Origin of the sequence: Streptococcus anginosus subsp. whileyi MAS624 (assembly GCF_000478925.1) — a bacterium.
In the GTDB taxonomy this organism is placed as follows: Bacteria; Bacillota; Bacilli; order Lactobacillales; family Streptococcaceae; genus Streptococcus; species Streptococcus whileyi.
The window spans coordinates 549802-571795 of record NZ_AP013072.1 but is presented as its reverse complement, the minus strand read 5'-3'; the positions used below and the strand labels follow the sequence as shown (position 1 = coordinate 571795).

The 21994-nt window shown below is 39.4% G+C and carries 23 protein-coding genes; 1 reads left to right on the top strand and 22 read right to left on the bottom strand.

From position 1 onward, the window contains the following. Positions 1 to 50 precede the first annotated feature (50 nt). Genes ANG_RS02930 through truA form a run of 3 tightly spaced genes read right to left on the bottom strand, consistent with a single transcriptional unit; the run spans position 51 to position 2008 of the window. On the bottom strand, positions 51 to 518 hold the full coding sequence (locus tag ANG_RS02930; protein WP_003035534.1) for an ECF transporter S component: 468 nt from the start codon (positions 516 to 518) through the stop codon (positions 51 to 53). After that, a complete protein-coding gene (locus tag ANG_RS02925; protein WP_003035524.1) occupies positions 496 to 1269 on the bottom strand; it encodes a bifunctional hydroxymethylpyrimidine kinase/phosphomethylpyrimidine kinase in 774 nt (257 codons plus the stop codon). Before ANG_RS02925 ends, ANG_RS02930 begins: the two co-directional genes overlap by 23 nt. After that, positions 1259 to 2008 carry a tRNA pseudouridine(38-40) synthase TruA gene (gene truA, locus ANG_RS02920; protein WP_003035575.1) on the bottom strand — a complete coding sequence of 250 codons (750 nt, stop codon included), beginning with the start codon at positions 2006 to 2008 and terminating at the stop codon, positions 1259 to 1261. The genes ANG_RS02925 and truA overlap by 11 nt, the downstream gene beginning before the upstream one ends. Before the next feature lie 123 nt (positions 2009 to 2131). Here truA and ANG_RS02915 point away from each other — a divergent pair, with 123 nt between their 5' ends. After that, positions 2132 to 2611 (top strand): NUDIX hydrolase, encoded by a 480-nt coding sequence (locus tag ANG_RS02915; RefSeq protein WP_003035515.1) that lies wholly within the window; start codon positions 2132 to 2134, stop codon positions 2609 to 2611. A gap of 12 nt (positions 2612 to 2623) precedes the next feature. On the opposite strand, the gene dnaJ is transcribed toward ANG_RS02915, so the two are convergent. The 19 genes from dnaJ to ANG_RS02820 all read right to left on the bottom strand — a co-directional run bounded on the left by dnaJ (position 2624) and on the right by ANG_RS02820 (position 21987). Further along, complete coding sequence (gene dnaJ / locus ANG_RS02910; RefSeq protein ID WP_003026199.1) at positions 2624 to 3760, bottom strand: molecular chaperone DnaJ; 1137 nt, start codon at positions 3758 to 3760, stop codon at positions 2624 to 2626. Positions 3761 to 3946: 186 nt separating this feature from the next. Continuing rightward, positions 3947 to 4309 carry a hypothetical protein gene (locus ANG_RS02905; RefSeq protein WP_003035423.1) on the bottom strand — a complete coding sequence of 121 codons (363 nt, stop codon included), beginning with the start codon at positions 4307 to 4309 and terminating at the stop codon, positions 3947 to 3949. Positions 4310 to 4311: 2 nt separating this feature from the next. Beyond that, positions 4312 to 6144: a molecular chaperone DnaK gene (dnaK, locus tag ANG_RS02900; protein WP_003035588.1), complete on the bottom strand. Its 1833-nt coding sequence runs from the start codon at positions 6142 to 6144 to the stop codon at positions 4312 to 4314. Between the two features lie 450 nt (positions 6145 to 6594). Continuing rightward, a complete protein-coding gene (gene grpE / locus ANG_RS02895) occupies positions 6595 to 7131 on the bottom strand; it encodes a nucleotide exchange factor GrpE (RefSeq protein WP_003035543.1) in 537 nt (178 codons plus the stop codon). A 35-nt stretch (positions 7132 to 7166) separates the two neighbouring features. Continuing rightward, positions 7167 to 8201 (bottom strand): heat-inducible transcriptional repressor HrcA, encoded by a 1035-nt coding sequence (gene hrcA / locus ANG_RS02890; RefSeq protein WP_003035511.1) that lies wholly within the window; start codon positions 8199 to 8201, stop codon positions 7167 to 7169. A 172-nt stretch (positions 8202 to 8373) separates the two neighbouring features. Continuing rightward, positions 8374 to 9093, bottom strand: a complete 720-nt coding sequence (locus ANG_RS02885; protein WP_003035517.1) for a transaldolase — start codon at positions 9091 to 9093, stop codon at positions 8374 to 8376. A gap of 16 nt (positions 9094 to 9109) precedes the next feature. Then, complete coding sequence (locus ANG_RS02880) at positions 9110 to 10486, bottom strand: PTS ascorbate transporter subunit IIC (protein ID WP_025271644.1); 1377 nt, start codon at positions 10484 to 10486, stop codon at positions 9110 to 9112. A gap of 19 nt (positions 10487 to 10505) precedes the next feature. Next, a complete protein-coding gene (locus ANG_RS02875) occupies positions 10506 to 10784 on the bottom strand; it encodes a PTS sugar transporter subunit IIB (protein WP_003035564.1) in 279 nt (92 codons plus the stop codon). After that, a complete protein-coding gene (locus ANG_RS02870) occupies positions 10777 to 12834 on the bottom strand; it encodes a BglG family transcription antiterminator (RefSeq protein ID WP_003035577.1) in 2058 nt (685 codons plus the stop codon). The genes ANG_RS02875 and ANG_RS02870 overlap by 8 nt, the downstream gene beginning before the upstream one ends. A gap of 205 nt (positions 12835 to 13039) precedes the next feature. Beyond that, entirely contained in the window at positions 13040 to 13735 is a 696-nt protein-coding gene (locus tag ANG_RS02865) for a histidine phosphatase family protein (protein WP_003035435.1), read from the bottom strand. A gap of 135 nt (positions 13736 to 13870) precedes the next feature. Continuing rightward, positions 13871 to 14566, bottom strand: coding sequence for a histidine phosphatase family protein (locus ANG_RS02860; RefSeq protein ID WP_003035530.1), 696 nt, complete (start codon positions 14564 to 14566; stop codon positions 13871 to 13873). 46 nt (positions 14567 to 14612) lie between these two features. Beyond that, complete coding sequence (locus tag ANG_RS02855; RefSeq protein ID WP_025271643.1) at positions 14613 to 15950, bottom strand: PFL family protein; 1338 nt, start codon at positions 15948 to 15950, stop codon at positions 14613 to 14615. Between the two features lie 13 nt (positions 15951 to 15963). Next, positions 15964 to 16230, bottom strand: a complete 267-nt coding sequence (locus ANG_RS02850; protein WP_003035507.1) for an ACT domain-containing protein — start codon at positions 16228 to 16230, stop codon at positions 15964 to 15966. Between the two features lie 111 nt (positions 16231 to 16341). Then, positions 16342 to 17346: a LacI family DNA-binding transcriptional regulator gene (locus ANG_RS02845; protein WP_003035460.1), complete on the bottom strand. Its 1005-nt coding sequence runs from the start codon at positions 17344 to 17346 to the stop codon at positions 16342 to 16344. Positions 17347 to 17428: 82 nt separating this feature from the next. Further along, positions 17429 to 19327, bottom strand: coding sequence for a heparinase II/III domain-containing protein (locus tag ANG_RS02840; protein WP_025271642.1), 1899 nt, complete (start codon positions 19325 to 19327; stop codon positions 17429 to 17431). A gap of 262 nt (positions 19328 to 19589) precedes the next feature. Next, positions 19590 to 19898: a preprotein translocase subunit YajC gene (locus tag ANG_RS02835; RefSeq protein ID WP_003035584.1), complete on the bottom strand. Its 309-nt coding sequence runs from the start codon at positions 19896 to 19898 to the stop codon at positions 19590 to 19592. Continuing rightward, positions 19898 to 20713 carry a PTS system mannose/fructose/sorbose family transporter subunit IID gene (locus tag ANG_RS02830; RefSeq protein WP_003035586.1) on the bottom strand — a complete coding sequence of 272 codons (816 nt, stop codon included), beginning with the start codon at positions 20711 to 20713 and terminating at the stop codon, positions 19898 to 19900. The genes ANG_RS02835 and ANG_RS02830 overlap by 1 nt, the downstream gene beginning before the upstream one ends. Continuing rightward, positions 20700 to 21479, bottom strand: coding sequence for a PTS mannose/fructose/sorbose/N-acetylgalactosamine transporter subunit IIC (locus tag ANG_RS02825; RefSeq protein WP_025271641.1), 780 nt, complete (start codon positions 21477 to 21479; stop codon positions 20700 to 20702). The genes ANG_RS02830 and ANG_RS02825 overlap by 14 nt, the downstream gene beginning before the upstream one ends. A 16-nt stretch (positions 21480 to 21495) precedes the next feature. Then, the gene (locus ANG_RS02820; protein ID WP_025271640.1) at positions 21496 to 21987 is read right to left on the bottom strand and encodes a PTS sugar transporter subunit IIB; all 492 of its coding nucleotides are present in this window, start codon (positions 21985 to 21987) and stop codon (positions 21496 to 21498) included. Between the last annotated feature and the right edge of the window lie 7 nt (positions 21988 to 21994).

Below are 21994 nucleotides of genomic sequence, written 5' to 3'. Positions count from 1 at the left end.
ACAAACTGAAATTCTTAAAAGTAAAAAGGGCACAACGCCCCTCATTTACTTTATTTTTTCAAAACATCTGCCAACAATTTATTCAAAATAGCTCCGACAATCATTCCCAAGGTATTCTGGCAAAAGTTAGGAAATATTTCTGGAAAAGCTGATCCCCAACCATGCATAATCGTGGAAGCGAGAGCATAACCTCCTACCATAACAAGCGTAGCCAACACCAAACCGAGATAGCGACTTTTCCCTTTAAAACCAGCAAAATAGCCTTGTAGACCATGAAAGAGCAAGCTAAAAAACATCCACTGAGGATAACCAGAAATCAGATCAATAAGAAATCCAGCTAAACCACCGACGATTGCTCCTTCTTTTCTACCAAAATAAAAGGCAGTAAAGAAAATTCCTGCATCAAGGAAAGTTAAAATCCCCGTTGGTGTTGGAATTTTCAAATAATAGCCCAAAACAACTGTCAATGCAGCAATCATGGACAAAAGAACAAGTTTATATGTCTGATTTTTTTTCATATTGAACAACCCCATATTGATCTGAATGTTGGATAGCTTGATAAACAAATTTTTTAGAAATTTGAATAGCTTCAAAAGTTGATTTTCCTAGTAATAGCTGACTGGCAATGCTAGAAGCAAAGGTGCAACCCGCTCCGGTATTATTTTTGTCTAAAACAGGCGATTCCAAAATTTTAAATTGTTTTCCGTCATAGTAAACATCAATTGCTTTTTGAATATCTAAGCGATTTCCTCCTTTGATAACAACGGATTTAGCCCCCAAAGAATAGAGATGTCTAGCCGCTTCTTTGACATCCTCCAATGTTCGCAACTCTTTTTGAGCCAAGAGTTCAGCTTCTGGTAAATTAGGCGTGATAATGTTTGTATAAGGAAAAAACTTGATGAGCTCATCTCGAAGTGCCGAAACCTCCACATCATGGGTTTCCTTGCAAACTAAGACAGGGTCTAACACAACAGGAGTCTCTGCATGAGCTTTCACAAAATCTAAAGCCAAATCTGCCACTTCTACATTGGGTAAAAGCCCCAATTTAATGGCTGAGAAAGGTACATCCTTGAGAGAATTGAGCTGCTGAGCAAAGACGGTCGTGTCTACAGGAATAACCTCAAAACCTTGCTCTGTCATAGCGGTCAAGCAAGTCACCGCCACAAAACCATGCAGTCGGTTGACCGTGTAGGTTGCTAAATCAGCATGCAGTCCGCCGCCACTAAAAATATCATTCCCTGATATAGCTAAAATAAAGTTATTCTTCATATCGTATCTCCTTTAGATAAAGTCCGTTTGGTGCTGCTGTTGGTCCAGCCAAATGACGATTTTTCTCTGTTAAAATTCTATCAATCTGCTCAACTGGCATTCGACCGTTGCCGATCTTCAGCAACGTTCCGACCATATTGCGAATTTGCTTATATAAAAATCCATTACCAGAAAAAGTAAAAATCAGAAAGTTGCGTTTCTCATCAAAGTCTAAGCGTGCTTCTGTAATCGTCCGAACTTTATTTTCCACACTAGTCCCTGAAGCTGTGAAACCTGTAAAATCGTGGGTTCCTTCTAACTTTGCAATAGCTGCTTCAATCAAACTCAGATCAAGCGGATAGGGATAACGGGTTGCATAATGGCGCATCATAGGATTTTTAGGGTGTCCAACATCTACTATAAATTCATAGGTCTTACTATGTTTCCAATATCTAGAATGAAAATCCTCATTTACTTCTTCTACGCTGATAAAATCAATATCTTCTGGTGTTTGTGTATCGAGCGCAAAGCGTAGCTTTTCTTCATCTCTTTTTTGTGGCAAATCAAAATGAATAACCTGCCCCAAAGCATGAACACCGCTGTCTGTGCGTCCAGCTCCATGAATGATTACCAGTTCTCCCCTGTTGATTTTAGTTAAAGTCTTTTCAATCTCTTCTTGGACGCTGCGAGCATGAGGTTGCCGCTGAAAACCAGCAAAATCATGACCGTCATAAGAAATAATCGCTTTATATCGTGTCATGTGTTTATTGTAACAAGAAAAAAAGCCCCTCGCAAGACTGTAAAAGCAAATCTGTCCGGGTACAGATTGGACTTGACAAGACCGACAAAAGACTATACACTTAATTAGCTAAGGAGGAACCAAATGGCAGAAGATATTAGTTACTCAAACGGGCATCAACGCTTTCGCTATCGATCAGCCGCTATCATTATTGAAGAAGGAGCTATTTGCTTCATGAGTAGTCCTACTGAAGACTATCATTACTCCGTTGGTGGAGCTGTTCAATTTGGCGAAACAACTGAAGAAGCTGTCCTTCGAGAGGTTATGGAAGAAACTGGACAACAGTATGAAATTGACCGCTTGGTCTGTCTTCATGAAAATTTCTTTTCAAATTCAAGCGGTGTCTTAAGAGGGTTAGATTGCCATGAAATTTGCCTATACTATCTTATGAAACCAAAAGGAAAACAATTCCAAAACCAAATAGGTATCGAAAGAGTCCACTGGATTCCTGTCCAAGAATTAGAAGCCCACCAGGTATTTCCAAATTTCATTCCACAAATTTTAAACGAATTGGATATGAAGACACAGCATATCATTACAAAAAATGGAGAACAGAAAAACTGATCCCCATTTATTTTATTCTCCTTCAAAGGCATCTTTCATTTTATCAAAGAAGCCTTTCTTTTTAGGAGTGACGGTTATATTTCCGGCAGCAGCGAAATCTTTCAATGCTGCTTTTTGTTTGTCATTAAGTCCTGTCGGTGTCACAACGTTGACCGTGACATATTGGTCTCCCATGCTACCACCACGAAGGCTTGGCGCTCCTTTTCCACGAAGACGGAATCGTTTGCCTGTTTGCGTTCCTTCTGGAATGGTTAATTCCACATCTCCGTGAACAGTCGGAATTTCAACGCTATCACCTAAGGCTGCTTGAACAAAGTTGAGGTTCAGTTTGTAATAAATGGTCGAGCCATCCCGCTCAAATTTATCACTTGACTCCACCTGAACGACAACATATAGATCTCCGTACGGTCCACCATTGAAACCAGCCTCACCTTGACCAGACAAACGAACTTGTTGACCAGTTTCAACACCTGCAGGGATTTTCACATGAACACTATGGGCTTGTTTTTCATGCCCTGTCCCATGGCAGGTTTGACAAGGGTCTTTGATTTCTTGTCCGCGTCCATGGCAGACATCACATGTCACCTGACGGCGCATCATGCCAAGTGGAGTTTGCGTGTCCACATTGATGACACCAGATCCGTGACAACGACTACAAGTTATTGGGCTAGTTCCTGGTTTCGCACCCGAACCGTGACAAGTATGGCAGGTTGCCTCACGATTGTATTTAATTTCTTTGTCCGTGCCAAAAATCGCTTCTTCAAACTTAAGGTTGACCCGATATTGAAGGTCATCTCCTTGACGAGGTGCATTGGGATTGCGACTTGCACCACCCCCACCAAAGAAGCTAGAGAAAATATCTTCAAAGCCACCAAAGCTAGAACCATCAAAGCCACCGAAACCGCCAGCTCCACCGCCGAAGCCTCCATTAGCACCCGCAGCACCATATTGATCATAGGCTGCCCGTTTTTGCTCATCACTCAAGGTTTCATAAGCCTCTTGGACTTCTTTGTATTTCTCTTCAGCACCCGGTTCTTTATTGATGTCTGGATGATATTTTTTTGATAATTTCCGATAGGCTTTCTTAATCTCATCCTGAGATGCATTTTTAGAAACGCCTAAACGGTCGTAAAATTCAGTATTGTTCATATAAGATACCAAGCCCGTAAAATGCACAGTGAAAATAGGAAATTCTTGCCGTGAGCGACGCTCACAAGAGAATTTATCTTTTTCACCTAGCATTTAGGGCGGGTTCAGTTCCTTTCTTGTAAAATTATAGATGTAACTCATCTTACCGAAAAACAGAGGTTGGGAGGCAACCTCTGCATTCTGAAATTATAGATCTTTTAAAAAGCGAAGAAGCCTTTTTATTTTAATTCTTGTACCACTATAAATGGTTGTTTTAAGAAATTTTACCCATATACCTACTACAAGAAACATAAGTATCACTTTCACTACATTGTTTGGAATTACATTTATAATGGTCATAAGAGCCAATAAAAATGGTAGCTGTTTAGTTTCCAAATCATTAGCTGATTCACTTACAGATAAGATTATTTCTTGATATATACGTAATTCATCATCAGAAAATTGTTGTATTTTAGATTTTGCACCTTCTAAATCATTGCATGCTAAATTACAAAATTCTTTATATAATTCTTGTTCAGTTCTACCTGATAAAATGATTTTTTCAGTCATAATTACTTCTCCGTAAACTCACCGTCTACGACATCGTCGCCTTTGTTGTCGCCTGTATTTGCTTGGCTTGTTCCTTCTGCTCCTGCTTGAGCTTGTTGGGCTGCAGCCGCTTGTTCGTAAAGTTTCACAGCGAGAGCTTGCGCTTTTTCATTGAGTGTTTCAAGTTTTGATTTCATGTCATCCAAGTTGTTGTTTTCTTGGGCTTTTTTCAATTCATCAAGAGCAGCTTGAGCAGCGTCACGTTCTGCATCAAAGCCTTTGCCTTCTGTTTCTTTGATAGTCTTTTCAGTTGCAAAGATAGCTTGATCCACTTCGTTACGAAGATCTACTTCTTCTTTACGTTTTTTATCTGCTTCGGCGTTTGCTTCTGCATCTTTCATCATGCGGTCAATTTCTTCATCTGTCAAACCTGAGTTCGATTGGATAACGATATGTTGTTCTTTTTGCGTACCAAGGTCTTTAGCCTTAACAGACACGATACCATTTTTGTCAATATCAAATGTTACTTCAATTTGAGGGATACCACGAGGTGCAGCAGGAATGTCTGTCAATTGGAAACGTCCAAGTGTCTTGTTATCTGCTGCCATTGGGCGTTCACCTTGAAGAACATGGATATCCACAGCTGGTTGGTTATCAGCAGCAGTTGAGAACACTTGTGATTTAGATGTTGGAATCGTTGTGTTGCGGTCAATAAGTTTTGTAAATACACCACCCATAGTTTCGATACCAAGTGACAACGGTGTTACGTCCAAAAGGACAACGTCTTTAACATCACCAGTAATCACACCACCTTGGATAGCAGCACCCATAGCAACCACTTCGTCAGGGTTTACAGATTTGTTTGGTTCTTTACCAGTTTCAGCTTTTACTGCTTCCACAACGGCTGGGATACGTGTTGAACCACCAACAAGAATAACTTCATCAATTTCTGACAAGCTAAGACCAGCGTCAGACAATGCACGACGAACAGGTTCTTTTGTGCGATCCACAAGCTCACGAGTCAAGTCATCAAATTTCGCACGTGTCAAGGTCATTTCTAAGTGGAGAGGTCCAGCTTCTCCCGCAGTGATGAATGGCAAGCTGATTTGAGTAGACGTTACACCAGAAAGGTCTTTCTTAGCTTTTTCAGCTGCATCTTTCAAACGTTGAAGAGCCATCTTGTCAGTTGACAAGTCAATACCATTTTCTTTCTTGAACTCAGCTACCAAGTGGTCGATAATCTTTTGGTCAAAGTCGTCACCACCGAGTTTGTTGTCCCCTGCAGTTGCTAATACATCAAAGACACCGTCGCCTAATTCAAGGATTGACACGTCAAATGTACCACCACCAAGGTCAAATACCAAGATTTTTTCTTCTTTATCTGTCTTGTCCAAACCATAAGCAAGGGCCGCTGCTGTTGGTTCGTTGACAATCCGTTCTACTTCAAGACCAGCGATTTTACCAGCGTCTTTGGTTGCTTGACGTTGCGCATCGTTGAAGTAAGCAGGAACTGTGATAACTGCTTTGGTTACTTTTTCACCAAGGTAATCTTCAGCATAGCCTTTCAAGTATTGCAGAATCATGGCTGAAATTTCTTGTGGAGTGTACTCTTTTCCGTTAGCAGAAACTTTTTCAGAAGTTCCCATTTTTGATTTGATAGAAATCACTGTATCTGGGTTTGTCACTGCTTGACGTTTTGCAGCATCACCAACGATGATTTCACCATTTTTAAATGATACGACAGACGGAGTTGTGCGATTTCCTTCTGGATTTGCGATAATTTTGCTTTCAGTTCCTTCAAGAACTGCAACTGCTGAGTTTGTTGTACCTAAGTCAATACCGATAATTTTAGACATAATAATGATACCAAGAACGCCGACAATGCGACTGAAAATTAGGGAACCAACGAAACATTCGATGAATGCCAGGCGGTTTATCTATTTTCCGAGCATTTCGTTCGGGTTCAAATCCTTTCTTATTTCCTCTTTTTAAAATTTCTTCTTGATATTTCCCTTAAGTGGTGGGGACGTGAGCAACTCCCTACGGGATTTCATCACTTATTTTTGAGCCTAAAGTCTCAAAAATCCCCTGTTTCAGTAGCACAAGCTACTGAAACTTTCACCACGGCGGAAAATATCGGTTTTGCAAGCCTCCGGCTTGCCTCTTATCTTCTTTCATAGTTTACTGTCGTTTCGGACAAGCTTTACGCAGTAGCTGATTGGCAGTTCACTTCGCAAACGCTCGTGACCAGCCTAATCACCCTTGCGGGGGTGCGTCAACGAAATCACAGATTTCTGACTTACCGCCTAATTATAAACAACCACCATTGCTGGTCTTAAGATGCGGTCATGGAGTTTGTAGCCTTTTTGGAAGACTTGGGCAATGGTATCAGCTGGGTGCTCGTCGTCAGCTGGAACTGTTTGAATGGCCATGTGATAGTTATGATCAAACGTTCCGTCCGCTGCGATTTCTTCAATTCCTTCTTCTTTGAGAGCATGAATCAAGCTTTCCTGCACCATCTCTAAGCCTTTTTTGACATCATCCGTCAACCCTTCGACAGCCAGAGCTCGCTCTAAATTGTCCAACGAAGGCAAGATAGCTTTTGCCAGATCCTGACTGCGGTATCTTTGCAGCTGCTGGCGTTCTTCATTAGCACGGCGCTGAATATTTTGCATTTCAGCGTGAGCACGGAGATATTTGTTTTCAAAATCTTCTGCACGCTCATTGGCTAGTTCTAATTCTGTTTTTTCAGGACTTACTGATTCAACCTGCTCAGCTGTTTCTACAGCTTCCTCTTTTACTTCTACATCTTCTGGATGTTCTTCTTGTTTATGTTTTGCCACAAGGCACCTCCTTTTTAGGAATATTTATACTATAATTAATGGACTTCATAGTGATTACTACTCAGATATCGATAAAAATCAGTCAATTTCATGGTCAGCACACGGTTGACAACATTCATCTGGCTGACCAGCCGTTGGTAATCAAGATTAACCGGACCAACAACTGCCAGCACCCCAAAACCTCGATAAGGAATCAGGAATTTGCTGGAAATTAGAGTCAAATCAGCCAGACTGCTTTCTCTGCTATCTGCCACGCGCACCGTCTGCATTTGATCTTCAGCTAAACTATCTCGAAGCTCAAAAGCTACTTTTTGGGGCTGATCAAAGAACTGATAACTCTCTAAATCTGCAAAATCTAATAATCTTACCTTCCCAGACACAATGACATTTTCTTTGAAAATATCACTAAAGATATGCTCAAAAAGATCCAGAACATTGTCGGTCGTTGTAAAATAACGCTGGATAATCTGAGGAATCTCTGTTCGGATTTTATAGTGAATATCAAGAACTGTTTGTCCTAAAAAACGATCTTGAATCAATTCTTTCAGCTGAACCAAATCACCTCGTAGGAAATTACGGGGGATCACGAACTGGCTGGTAATCGTATTGGACTCATCTAAAGTGAAAACTGCTAAAGCTGTATGTTGGCTGAGAATCACGATGTCAAAAGCAGTCAAGCGTTGTTGACTTGGCTCTACATCAAGTGCTGCCACTGTACATCCGCTCAACATTGAAAGAACATCTGCTGCCTGTTGAAGAACATCCTCTAACTTGAAGAATTCACGATCAAATGCCTTTATCACTTCATAGAGTTCATTTTCAGCGAGACGATCAAAGGAAAGTGAATGTTTGACAAAGTATTGAAAACCTGCAACACTAGGCTTACGTCCACTTGATGTGTGTGCTTTTTCTAAAAGACCTTGTTTTTCAAGAATAGCCATATCATTACGAATCGTCGCACTGCTTGATTTGATTGACTCTTGTAGCGCTTTGGATCCGACTGGCTCGTGGGTCTTGGTAAAGATATCAATAATCAAATTCAAAATCTCATTTTGACGCTCCGTGACCACGGCATCACCTCCAATCAAGATTCCAATCTCAATTAGCACTCAACCGACTTGAGTGCTAACTCATGATTCTATTATACACTCTTCCACACCAAAGTCAAGACAAAAACTCAAAAAATTAGCACTCTTTTTGCAAGAGTGCTAAAAATCAGACTTAAGATGAAGTATTTGCACATCATTCTTCTATTATCTTAAACCCTAAGCTAGTGCTATCACGGAGAAACATCTGAACAGTTTCCAATGAATACTCATATAGATCTTTGCCATTGAGAGATAATTTTTGAATCAAATCTGGTGTACAAGTGATAATATCTACACCTAACTCGTCTGCTTGATAAATATTGTATGCTTCTCGTGGACTCGCCCACAGCAATTCCACACTAGATTTTTGATGACATAAAGTCAAAGATTCTTTCATAATCGGTATCGGATCCACACCTGTATCAGCTATCCGCCCCGCAAAGACAGACACGATTGACGGCAGTCCTGCCTTTAAAACTGGCACAATTTCCTTGACTTGTTCTACAGTAAACACCGCTGTCACATTAACTTTAATTCCTTTAGATGTTAATCGATCAATGAGAGGAAGAGTTGATTCACCTCGAGAATTGATGATCGGAATTTTCACATAGACATTTTCACCGAGAGAAGCTAAGAATTCCGCTTCTTTCTCCATGATTTCCATCTCGTCTGAAAACACCTCAAATGACACTGGAAATTCTGTAATCTTTGTCAACACTTCTTTGGCAAATTCTACATAACTTGTAATGCCCGCTTTTTTCATTAGACTAGGATTGGTCGTAAAACCTGATACTAACCCAGACTCTAAATCCTTTAACATCTTATCCAATACCGCACCATCTGAGTAAACTTTAATAGATAATGTTTTAACCATATTTTTCTCCTTTATGTTATTCTTCAGAAATATTATTTAAAGCTGTATTTCCCTTTGTAATGATGGATGGTAACAGTAAAACAACGACTAAAACCGCTACAATCAGATAAACACCGATTTGTCCAATGGAATTTCCAACATTACCCAGCAAAATTCCAAATACGCCAAAGTCAAAATCGCCAAACGTTGTATTTGCAAAACCCAATTTTCCTAAAACGGGTAAGAGCGTTGCAGGAAGAAAGGCTAGAAACAAGCCATTTACAAAAGATCCCAAAATAGCTCCACGTCGCCCCCCTGTTGCATTTCCGAATATTCCAGCAGTTGCTCCACAGAAAAAGTGAGTCACCATACCAGGAACAATCAAAACACCACCAATTGCTCCTAACACGAACATACCAAGCAAACCTCCAAGGAAACTAAAAGCAAAACCGAGAATAACAGCCGTCGGAGCATAAGGAAAGAATACAGCACAATCCACAGCAGGAACAGCATTCGGAATCAATTTCATTGCGATACCTTGGAAAGCTGGAATCAAATCTGCCAAAATCATCCGAACACCAGCATAAACGATAGCGACACCAACTGCGAATGTCAAACCGCCTACAATAGCAAAGATGAACGGATTTTTTCCTGCTGCTAATTCTGTTACAGTTTTAGGATTATTGATGAGACAGGCTACAACTGCAATGAGGTAAAATACGACCATTACCAAGCCTGTCGAAATGGTTGTATTTCTCAAAAAACTCCACTTCTCAGAGATATGCAATTCTTCCGTACTGGGACTGTTTTTGCCAACTTTAGAACCAATCCAAGCTGACAGATAGTAACCCAGACTACCAAAATGTCCCATAGCAATCTCATCTCCATCGGTGACTTTCAGAGTATACTTTTGCCCGATAGCTGGCGAAATTGCAGACCAGGCCCCAAGAATAAAGCCGCCAACCGCAACTAAAGCCATTCCTTTAAAGCCAATCACTCCTAATACTGCAGACAAAAGACAAGCCATAAAGAAACTATGGTGTCCTGTTAAAAAGATATATTTGAATCGCGTGAAACGTGCAAACAAAATATTTAAAACCAAGCCAACAATCAAGATAGACATGGTTTCAACACCTAAAATCTTCTGAGCTACCGAAGTTACAGCTTCATTATTTGGTACAACCCCTGTAATGCCAAAGCCTTGGTCAATCAAAGTAGCCAAAGGAGCTAGGTTTTGTTGGATAACAGTCGCTCCAGCAGCTAACATCAAATACCCTAGAATAGGTCCTAATGTTCCTGTCAACACCTTGTGACTCGAAGTGCGCAAAGCGACTAAGCCAACGAAGGCAATCAAGCCCATCAAAAACGCAGGTTCGCTCAAAATATTTTGTAAAAAAGTCAGTACTCCATTCATCATAAAACCTCCATTCTTATTAAGGATTCATTTCTTCTAAAACTGGAACCAAATCTGCTTCAATCTTCTTACGATTTGTGTAGCTTTTGACAATACAGACTTTGGTTTCTACTGGAAAAATATCTTTAAATTCTTTAACTGTTACGTAAAGATCGGCACCTTTTCCGACTGCAGCATTTGAGTCACAAGACTCTACCTCCACTTCGATACCCAAATCTTTAGCTATTGCTTCCACCTTTAAACGTAGCAAAAGACTGCTGCCGATACCATTTCCACAAACTGTTACAATTTTAATCATAGCTTTCTCCTTTCTCAATTGCTTCTGTGATGATGCATAGTATTTCATCAATTGTTTCCGCCCTAATTAAGCTCCCTACTACTCCTTCATCATCCAAAATCATTGCCAGCTCCTGTAACGACTTCAAATGAGAAGTCGAATCAACTGCAGCCAAGACAAAAATTAGTTGAACTTGCTTTTCCTCATCTCCTTCATCTGTTATATCAAAATCCACAGGTTGTTTGAGTTGCAATAAACTAATTCCCAATTTATCAACTCCGTATTCAGGCGATGCATGTGGAACAGCAACCCTTGGTGCCAGTACAATATATGGTCCCATTTGCTCCACCGAATCAATCATCCCTTCCACATAAGATTGGTGGATATAACCTTGTTCCAGCAATGGAGCAGATGCCACTTGAATCGCTTTCTTCCAATCAGGCACACACTCTATCTGCCTTATTAATTTTCTTTCCAGTAAATCTACCAAACCATATCCTCCTAGTTCTTGTTTTTCTTGATTACCCATGATGTAAGTCGATAATTCTCTGCGAAGCTTACTCATATCCTTAATCTCTGCATGCCTATGGATAATCTGCAATAATTCTTCAACAGAAATTCCCATTTCATCTATATTAAAGTCGGTACAAACTTGTTTTTTCAACATGATTTTCTCCATTGAATTCATCAAAGGTTTTAACAAATAAAGTGGCTTATTCGTTTCAAAATAAATTGTTGAAAAAATCATGTCGTAAGTAGAAACACCAATTTCTTTCACCTGTTTTAGCTGGTGCACCTCTCGAAATACCATTTTAGGAAATAGCTGCTTTAACTCCGACTGAAGAATCAAAGAAGAACTAACACCATTTGGACAAATAGTTAGAGCAGTCAACTTCGCACTCTGATTTGATGTCCCAATCTGCTCCAGATACCCACCAAAATGAATGGTGAAATAAGCAATTTCATCATTGCTAATCGTCTTTTTCAAATATTTTTCCAAAGGGCTCAAACTTCGCCTTACAAGATGAAAGAGTGAATTGAAATCCTTTAGAATCTGCTCTTTTAAAGGATTATTCAATGGAATATCAAACAAAAGTCGATAAAAAGCCGGATAAAGATGAGCATATAAATCTTTTCTAAATTGAATGGAATCTCTAAATTCAATCCCTGTATAAGCTTTTACTTGATTGATAATCCGATCCATAATGAAAATCATTAACGGGTCTGGATTGTCTATCAAATCTCCTTGAATACATCCTGCCAACCGACTCATGATAAAATAACGTTTCTGCTCTAGCAAAGGATAAGAAACCACCAACTCTTTCACAAGTCTCCCTATGGAAGATTGTTCCATTTTCGATAAATATGGAGGTCCAATGACAGTCTGTTCTTCCCATTGTTGGCTAGCCAAAACTGCTAATAAGTAGCTCACTGCTTTGGTTTTTTCAAAAATAAAAACCAAATGATATTGACAGCCCAAATCATATAAGAAGTTATAAATCTCTTCAACATTTATTTGAAGCTGGCATTCATCCAGCACATATTTGATGACCCAACTGCCACTAGCTTTGGCTAAGATATTTTCTACCACTTGCTCAAGTAGAAGCATACGCTTTGTGTCGGTTGCACGTATAATGTAACCTTCTTGTCGAGTATAGACAAGTTGTCCCCCATATTTCTTTGCCTGCAATCTCGCTTTTTTTAAATCAGATAAAACCGAATTTTTACTCATCTGAAGTAAGCATTGCAAATGAGTATTAGAGACAAAATCAGTATTCAATAGAATATAAAGTATGATCATATCCAATCGCTCTTCAAAGAACAAATATTCACCTGAGTCTAATGACATCCGGGAAAATAGATCATTGAGAGAAATATCTGGCATTTGAATATACGATTCTTCTATTTGTATCCGTGGTAACCCCACACTAAACAATATATCATTGATTTTACGTATATCCGTCAGCACCATTTTTCTATTGGATTTCAGGAGAACAGCTAATTCTAATATAGAGGCATTCGGATAGCTAGAAAAGATTTGAAATTTTTCAATGAGCTCATTTGATAACACGATGATACCTCCTACAATTTTAGTATAATATAAAAAGTATCCGCTTTCAATTCAGATTCAGCCCAATTTATTACCCAGGTCATTAGCTTCGAATTGTGCTTTGGTTGAGAAATATATGAAAAAGCAGGGAAATTTCCCTGCTTTTTCATATACAAATTCTATCTAAACTCCCTTGATTTGTTCATATCAGTTGATTTTGAACACTTTATTTTGCTGACTGTTCTGCTAGTTCTTTTGCCCCCACTGTGCGATAAGACATATCACCAACATATTCAACTGTAAAGCGACCCTCTTCGTACTCAACAACCGTCACACTACCATTATCTAAACCATGCGGTCTTGTTTGGTCAATGAGATATACAAAAGTTCCAATAGTCATGCCGTGGCTAGCAATCAAAGCATTGCCACCACCAGAGGCTTCTATTTCTTTTGCAATGTCTAAAAATCCTGTCCAAATACGATTGCTCAATTTTTCCCAACTTTCAGCCCAACCAGCAGTATCCACTTCCACCAGACCTTCGGCCAACTCAGGATAACTCAATTGATGAACATGCTCTACATTGAAAACACGGGGCATCACTCCCATAAATAGCTCACCATCATAAGCTCCATCGAAACTACCAAAACACCATTCGCGAAGTCGTTTGTCTGTGCGATAAGGAATACGTCCGGTTAATCCGAGTTCCTCTAGCATAATTCCCATGGTTTGAATCGTCCGCCCGCTATCGCTAGAAAAAGCTTTTGCAAATTGCAGCCCCGACTCGCGAAGTCCAATTCCTAGCTCACGAATTCCACGTTCCCCCACAGCAGTCAAAGGCGTATCAGACCAGCCTTGCGCCCGACCGATTGTATTAAACATGGTTTTCCCATGGCGAACAATGTATAATCTTGTTTTTGCCATATTTTACCTCCGTTTTTCTTACTATATTATATCATTTTTTGCAGAAAGTCGTTTGAGAGATGAAAGAAAAATCGGGAGTAAGACAAAAGTCACCATTCGTAAAAAATAACTTTTCTCACATTCCCGTTTTTATGATTAGTTTTGTTTTTCCAGTATCTTAGCACCCACTTGGCGATAAGCCATGTCTCCTAACACTTCAATGGTGAATTTCCCATTTTCATATTCCACAACCGTTACACTGCCATTTTGCACACCAGGATTTAAAATGATAGACGGATCAATCAAACAAGCAAAGGCACCGATTGTCATACTATGACTGACGACAAGAGCATTGCCCCCGCCAGAAGCCTCTACATCTTTTGCAATGGCTGTAAAACCTTCTAAAATACGTCCACTCAATTGCTCCCAAGGTTCTGCCCAGCCAGCTGTATCCACTTCGACTAGACCATCTGCCAGTTCCTGCAAGGTTAGTTTCTTATAGTCTTCTACATCCAGCACTCGTGGAATCACGCCATGAAACAGATCGCCACCATAAGCACCGTCGAAACTGCCAAAACACCATTCACGAATCCGTTTGTCAAAGGTATAAGGAATTTTACCTGTTAAACAGAGCTCTTCAAGGACAATCCCCATGGTCTGAATCGTCCGCCCAGAATCGCTAGAAAAAGCCCTTGTAAATGCAAGCCCCGATTCTCGTAGACCGATTCCTAATTCATGGATGCCGCGTTCTCCTTCAGCCGTAAGCGGCGTATCACTCCAACCTTGCGCCCGACCAATCGTATTAAACATCGTTTTCCCATGACGAATAATGTATAATTTTGTTTTTGCCATTTTAATCTCCTTTTCAAAAGAAAAGGCCTGTCATACAGACCACATTTTAATTTTTAAAACTATGAATTGGTGCTGGAATTTGTCCACCACGCGCGATAAAATCAACAGATGACGCCTGATTAACTTTCATGACCGGAGCCGTTCCTAAAAGACCGCCAAATTCAATCATATCACCTTCCTTGCCTTTTGGAATAATCCGCACCGCTGTCGTTTTCTGATTGATAACCCCAATAGCGGCTTCGTCTGCAATCATGGCAGCAATGGTTTCAGAAGGTGTATCTGCTGGAATCGCAATCATATCCAAGCCTACTGAGCAGATAGCGGTCATGGCTTCTAATTTTTCTAAATTGAGAGATCCATTTTGAACTGCTGCAATCATCCCCTCGTCTTCTGAAACTGGAATGAAAGCACCAGACAAACCGCCGACTTGATTGCAAGCCATTACGCCACCTTTTTTTACTTGGTCATTAAGCAAAGCCAAAGCTGCCGTCGTTCCATGCGTACCGACCGTTTCCAATCCCATTTCTTCCAAAACACGAGCGACAGAATCCCCAACAGCTGGTGTTGGTGCCAAACTCAAATCAACAATCCCGAATTTAACTCCCAGCCGCTCACTGGCCATCTGCCCGACAAGCTGACCGATCCGAGTGATTTTAAAGGCTGTTTTCTTGACTGTTTCCGCCACTACATCAAAACTTTCGCCGCGAACTTTTTCAAGGGCACGTTTGACGACACCAGGACCAGAAACGCCTACATTGATGACGACATCAGCTTCGCCAACGCCATGAAAAGCACCCGCCATAAAAGGATTATCCTCGACCGCATTGGCAAAAACAACTAATTTCGCTGCCCCCATGTCAGAAAGTTCTGCAGTTTCCTTGATGACACGTCCCATATCTGCAACTGCTGTCATATTGATTCCTGACTTGGTGGATCCAATATTAACAGATGAGCAAACCTTATCAGTCTCCGCTAAAGCTCGCGGAATGGAACGGATAAGGATTTCATCCCCTTTTTGATAGCCCTTTTGCACCAGAGCAGAAAAACCACCGATAAAATCGACACCGATTTCTTTTGCTGCTCGATCCAGTGCTTTTGCCAAAGGCACATAGTCATCACTATCTGTCGCAGCACCAATCAAGGCGATCGGAGTCACCGAGACACGCTTGTTGACAATGGGAATACCCAGCTCCGCGGCTATTTCATCACCAACTGCCACCAAATCTTTAGCTTTCCTTGTAATCTTTTGATAGATTTTTTCTGCTGCTCGCTCAATATCCGTATCAATACAGTCGAGAAGTGAAATCCCCATGGTAATCGTCCGAATATCAAAATTTTGCTCCTCAATCATGGCAATCGTTTCAGTAACTTGCTTTATATCCATTTTTTCACCTCTGTTAGATATTGTACATGGCATCAAAAATTGCTGCACTTTGAATATTGATTTTAATATTGAGAGTTTTGCCAAAGGCTTCAAACTCCTCGCGCAAAACAGTGAAATCTTTCTTTTCATCACTAGAAACGACTGCCATCATCGTGAAAAATTCATCTAAAACCGTTTGTGAAATATCATCAATATTCAAACCAAGCTCTGCAATCTTGCTAGACACTCCTGCCACAATCCCCGTTCTATCCTTACCAACAACCGTAATAATCGCTTTCATTCTTTGCTCCAATCAACATACTTTTTCCTATTGTAGCATAAGTAAAGGAAATTTGCATAAACTGAAAGAGAAAAATCCGACTTTTAATCCTCAAGCCTTGCTTAATCGTTATCAATTGATTGTTGATTCTTTCCAATGAACACTACAATCCAGCACTTGCTGCTTTTCTTCCTGATGACGACCTTCAATCTGATCAATCAGAATTTTCGTTGCTTGCTGCCCTTCTTCAAAAGCTGGTTGGACAATTGTCGTGATGCTTGGTGAAGATAAGCTCGTCCATTCTGTATTATCAAAACCAATCAAGCCCACATTTGGTATATCAAAATCCAAGTCTTTCATAACGGTAAACACCAGTGGTAAAGCCCAGCAATTTGGTGCAAAAACTAAGGTTTTCTCTCCTGAATTGACTTCCTTTTGCAAAAATTCTTTCATTTTATCTAAGTCAGTGTGCTCATCCTCAATAATCAAACTTGTATATTCTAAGTTGGAATCTGCCAAAGCATCCATAAAGCCACTAGCTCGTTCAATCCGTGTACTCAATCGGCTAATATCTGCCGTGATGAGAATATATTTTTCATAACCTTTTGCAACACAAGCCTGTGTCACATCATAGACTGCATCGTAATTATTCGTTTTGACCCAACTTGTCCGATGTTCATACAATTGACTATCAAAAAAGACCATTCGCTTCTTTTTTTCCTCAATAATACGAGAATATTTTCTAAAGTTTGAAGTCGGCTGAATAATGAAACCATCCACTCCTAACAAAAGCATACTTTCGATATATTTGTCTTCACTTTCTTGGTTGTAATTGCTATTTCCAATCATAACCTGATAACCATTTTGATGTGCAATATCCTCAATTCCTTTGACAATCTGATTTGAAAAACTATTGGTAATGTCACCAATCAAAACGCCAATCAATTTGGTTCGCTTGGAGTTGAGGCTGCGCGCTACAATGCTAGGCTTATAATTAGTCTCTTCAATAACCTTTTTGATTTTCTCTCTGGTTTCCTGAGACATTTTTTCATATTTACCATTTAAGTAAAAGGAAACAGTCGTTTTTGAGGTCTGAGCAATTTCTGCAATATCTTTTATGGTCAATTTTTTTGCCAATTTAAGGTCCCTCCTAAGCACTCATATTATAACATATTTTATCACAAAACGATGGCTTCAAATCCCATAAAATCAGACTTTTCTAACTTTTTAGTCTGATTTTTGTACAAGTTTTTTTGTCATAGATAACACATTTTCCTCTCATTTTAATACCATTGACCACACATAATTTTTCTCCTTTGTAAATATCATCATTTAACACTAAGATCAGTTTATTTGTGCAGTCATTTTCTATTTCAAGTGCAAGTGCATTAGGAAGCCGGCGCCCATCTGTATGATAAACTGTATGATATTTTACAGCAAATGATTGATCCGTAATCAGAGTGGCATCAATGATTCGATCTGAAAATTCCTGTATTTTAACCAGTTTAGAACTCTCTTCTAATTCGTTGTATTTCTTCGAAATAAATGTTTTTTCTAACTCTAGCGGAATTTTACTCCAAAGCTTGAGGTTATTGACTTGACTTGGACTGTAGATAACTTGACTATCTAGTATAAATTGAGTTCGTAACTTATGATCTCCGGCACATCTAATATCGTCTATTACAAGCCAAACACCTTCTTCCAACATGATGATTTTCCGAGTATGCAAGTAAGAAGATGGATTTGAAGCAAGATAACTCCCCTCTACATAGTGAATAGCTGCGTTCTCTTGATATCCGCAAAACAAAGATTGTGGATAATTTTCGTAATCCCAAGAACCAGATACTATTTCAGGCGGTGTCTCATCAAGGATACATCCGGTGTGACTCCAAGCACTTTTTAGAACAGAACGTTCTCCTGTCTCTCTGTAGGTATAGCGACCAGAATCCACAAAAATTAGCTTGCCTTGATCCTGTAGGCAAAAGCTATTTTGATCACTGTGAGTATGGGCACTACCCATCGGTCCATTTTTGAAAAAGAAATGGCTCCGAGGCGTCTGAATACAAACCTGACCAGAATCCTTGAAAAAAGCAGTTCTTGTTCCTTGTTTTTGATCTTTTAATGTTGCTAAACGATCAGCACCTTTTCTCCCAACCAACAGCAAACTATATGGATCTAAGTATGGATTTTTTAATGAGAGTAATTGTTCATCTTCTAAAACGAGAGCAGATAAATTCAGAATATCCCACGTATCTGTACAGTCGCTATCACCAAAAGCAATTGTCTTTCCATCCAAGCCTGTCATCATCTGAATGTAGGTAGCCATTTTTCCTAACAAAGTCGCATACTTGTGCTTCAACTCTGGTAGCAAGATACACAATTCTAACAGAGCTTTATAAACTTCTACATGATACAAAATAGACTGCTCAAACTGGGTGCCATCTTCCAAAATTTGAATTTGTACCTGTTGCTGTAATTCTTCTATTGCAAACAGATATTCTTCTTCAATATCGAGCTGTTCTGAAAAGAAATGATAGATGGCAATCATTGGAATGGTCTGCAAAATCCCCCAATTACTGAGTGTATACTTATCACGATAACACCTTCTCATAAAGTGAATCTGAGTTTCAAGAGAGCGGTAAATGATTTGCGACTCCTTTTCTTCCAGCAAATCCAATTCCAGTAAAAACAGCAAAATTTTCAACCAAGTAAAACAGCGAATCCCTGTATCTAAGGTTCTAGTCGTCAAAGATTGCGGAGAAAATTCCTGTACTTGCTCTATCCAATCAAAAATGAAAAACTTCAATTTTTGAATATATCGCATGTCTCCCTCGACCAAGTAACCAATAACAAAGTTCAGTAAATACTCCTGCCGATTGAGCATGTACGTCCACTCTGGATCTTCTTCAAATAGCACTTCCCAATTCATCGGCTGAATCTGATGTTTTCTCGGGCACGGCTCCATATCCCAATTTCCATCAAACAAAAAATAATGGCTAAACATTCGTTCAAGGGAGTGCTGAATGCGGCTATATTCTTCCTTTTGATAGCGAAGAATATAATGTCGATAATACTCTATATCAAAATCTTCAAAAAAAATAGTTCGTTCTTGTTTCATATTTCCTTACCTAAAAAATGGTTGATACAGTTCTGCTTCTCTAGAAATCTGCCTTTTATCCTACCCTACAAAGCAGATTAGGTTCTCTCCATTCGCTTTTTTAAGTCTGGAAGAGAACCTAATCTGTCATCTAGTTGTTGATTTATTATACAGTACGCTTTGAGGTTAGAGATTTTTATCTCCAATCCATCATAAATAAAGCAAGCAGCATTCGTGTTACTAGATTATCAATTCAAATACCATATAATGCTACACCTTACCATTAATCAGAGGTTGGAAACTTCTGTCCTTGTTCCTTTGTCTTTCCCATTATGCTTTCTTTTTCCACATAAATCGTTACATTCTTAGCAATTTGCAAGGTCACCAACTCATCTTGAATGGAAATAATTTTACCATGAATTCCAGACAGTAATAGAACTTCATCACCAGCTGTTAAAGAAGCTAGATAAGTTTTTCGTTGCTCCATCTGTTCTTGAAGCATTTTTTGCTGACGGAAATGACTGATGCTTGACAGTATAATCGGAGTTCCTGCCAAAACAATCAATATTCCATAAAGTAAAGTCGTATTCATTATGCTAAAATCTTAAGCCAGCTGCCAATAATACCAATGATAACTGTCAAAATAACTAGTTTGTAGGTTGTCCATTTCTTTTCTTTGATCAAATAGTAAACCAAAAGAGTAAAGAGAGCTGGCAGAAGCGCTGGTGCTACTTTATCAAGCATACCTTGAATGCTCACGATACTTTGATTTGTACCTGCTTTTACTTTTCCAGCGGCAAATGTAATAGGCACTGTCATCTTAACAGAAGTAGCTGCTAGACCTGCAATAACCGTCACACCAATGATATTAGCAATCCGTGAAATAGTCGCCATTTGCTCACTTAGTTTGTCAATGACAGTTGTTCCCAACTTATAGCCATACAAACCAGTAGATAATTTAATCCCTGTCAAAATGGTATTCATAGCCAAGAAAAACAAGATTGGACCAATAATCAAACCATCTTTCGCAAAAGAAGCTGCGATTGTGGAGAAGAGTGGTGCCAAGCAGAATTGTGAAAGTGAATCTCCAATCCCGGCCAAAGGTCCCATCAATGCCATTTTAATGTTACGTGTTTCTTCTGTAGGACGATCATTTTCTAACATGACTAAGTGTAAACTCGTAATAAAGGGTAGAAAGTGAGGATTCGTATTGTAAAATTCACAATTTTCTTCTAATGCTTTGTAAAGACCTTCTTGATTATCACCATAGTGTTTTTTCAAAGCAGGATACATAACATTTGCATACCCTAGCCCTTGATAATTGCTGTAGTTAAAGCCATTTTGTAAAAAGAATGCCCGCAAAGATGTTTTGAGATAATCATTCTTGTTTAATTTAGATCCAGTCATCGTGTGCTCCCTCCTCTACCACATGATCTGCTGTTTTTGGTTTGTTGTAAAATTCGATTAAAGCAAAGATTGTACCTACAATAGCAATACCGATTGTCGGAATTTTTAGATAAGCCGCACAAACATAACCTAGTAATACAAACGGAATCAATTCTTTCTTAGCCATGACAGATAAGATCATTGCAAACCCAATAGCCGGAAGCATTTTACCAGCAACCGTTAAACCAGAAAGTAATACTGGCGGAATGTAGCCTACTAATTTCAGCAAAGTATCCATTGACAGAGCACCCAAGCATCCCAAAGCAAAGCCAATCACAGCAAACAACCAAATCGTCGCATTCAACGTAATTTTGAATTTCTTCATATCACGATTTTTCAAATGCTTCATAGCTGTTTCTGGCGCACCTGCACGTACCGTATATGCAAAAGTTTGTACAAATTGAATTGCAACGGCAATTGGAGTAGATAGAGCAAGTGCTGCTTCTGGCGTAACTTTTCCTGCACTTGTAATCGCCATCAACGTTCCAAAAATACCAGGTCCGATTGGATTTGGCGGAACCGTTCCTCCAGCACCAACACCAAATCCCATATAAGCCAATTCACCAATCGCTCCCATTGTTAAAGCAGTTGGCAGGTCTCCTAAAATAATCCCTACGCCAAATGACAAAATAATACATCTGTTCGTATAAATCCCTAACAGCATTCCACTAAAACAGAACGCTGTCCATAAACCAATTAAAATCGCTTGAAATAAATTAATTGACATCATGAATCTCCTTTTTTTAAATATAATCCAATATATTTACTTCTACAGCTCCATCATTACCACTTGGAGTTGTTTTTGTATTAAAAGTTACCTGATAAGACTGACTCAGTTCCTTAATCGCTGCCTTATCCTCTTCTCCAAGGAAAATAGAACGTGTAACCTGTTCTTTTCCTTCTGCATTGTGAATATTTCCAATATTGATTTCCTTAATTGGAACGCCACCTTTTACCAAAGTTAGTGCATCTTTCATATCTTTCAAAACAATAAATATCGTTTGAGCAGGATTTGCTTTGTGAATAATATCAATAACTTTTTGCAACGAGAAGAAGCGCATGGCAATAGAATCTGGTACAACCGCCTTCATCAATGTTTGTTGAATCTTATCAGTACTCACTTCGTCATTTGCCACGATAACTGTATTGCAGCCTAGATATTTCACCCATAACTGTCCTTGACCATGAATCAATCGTTCATCCACACGGGTCATAATAATATTTGGTGTTGTCATCTCTCTC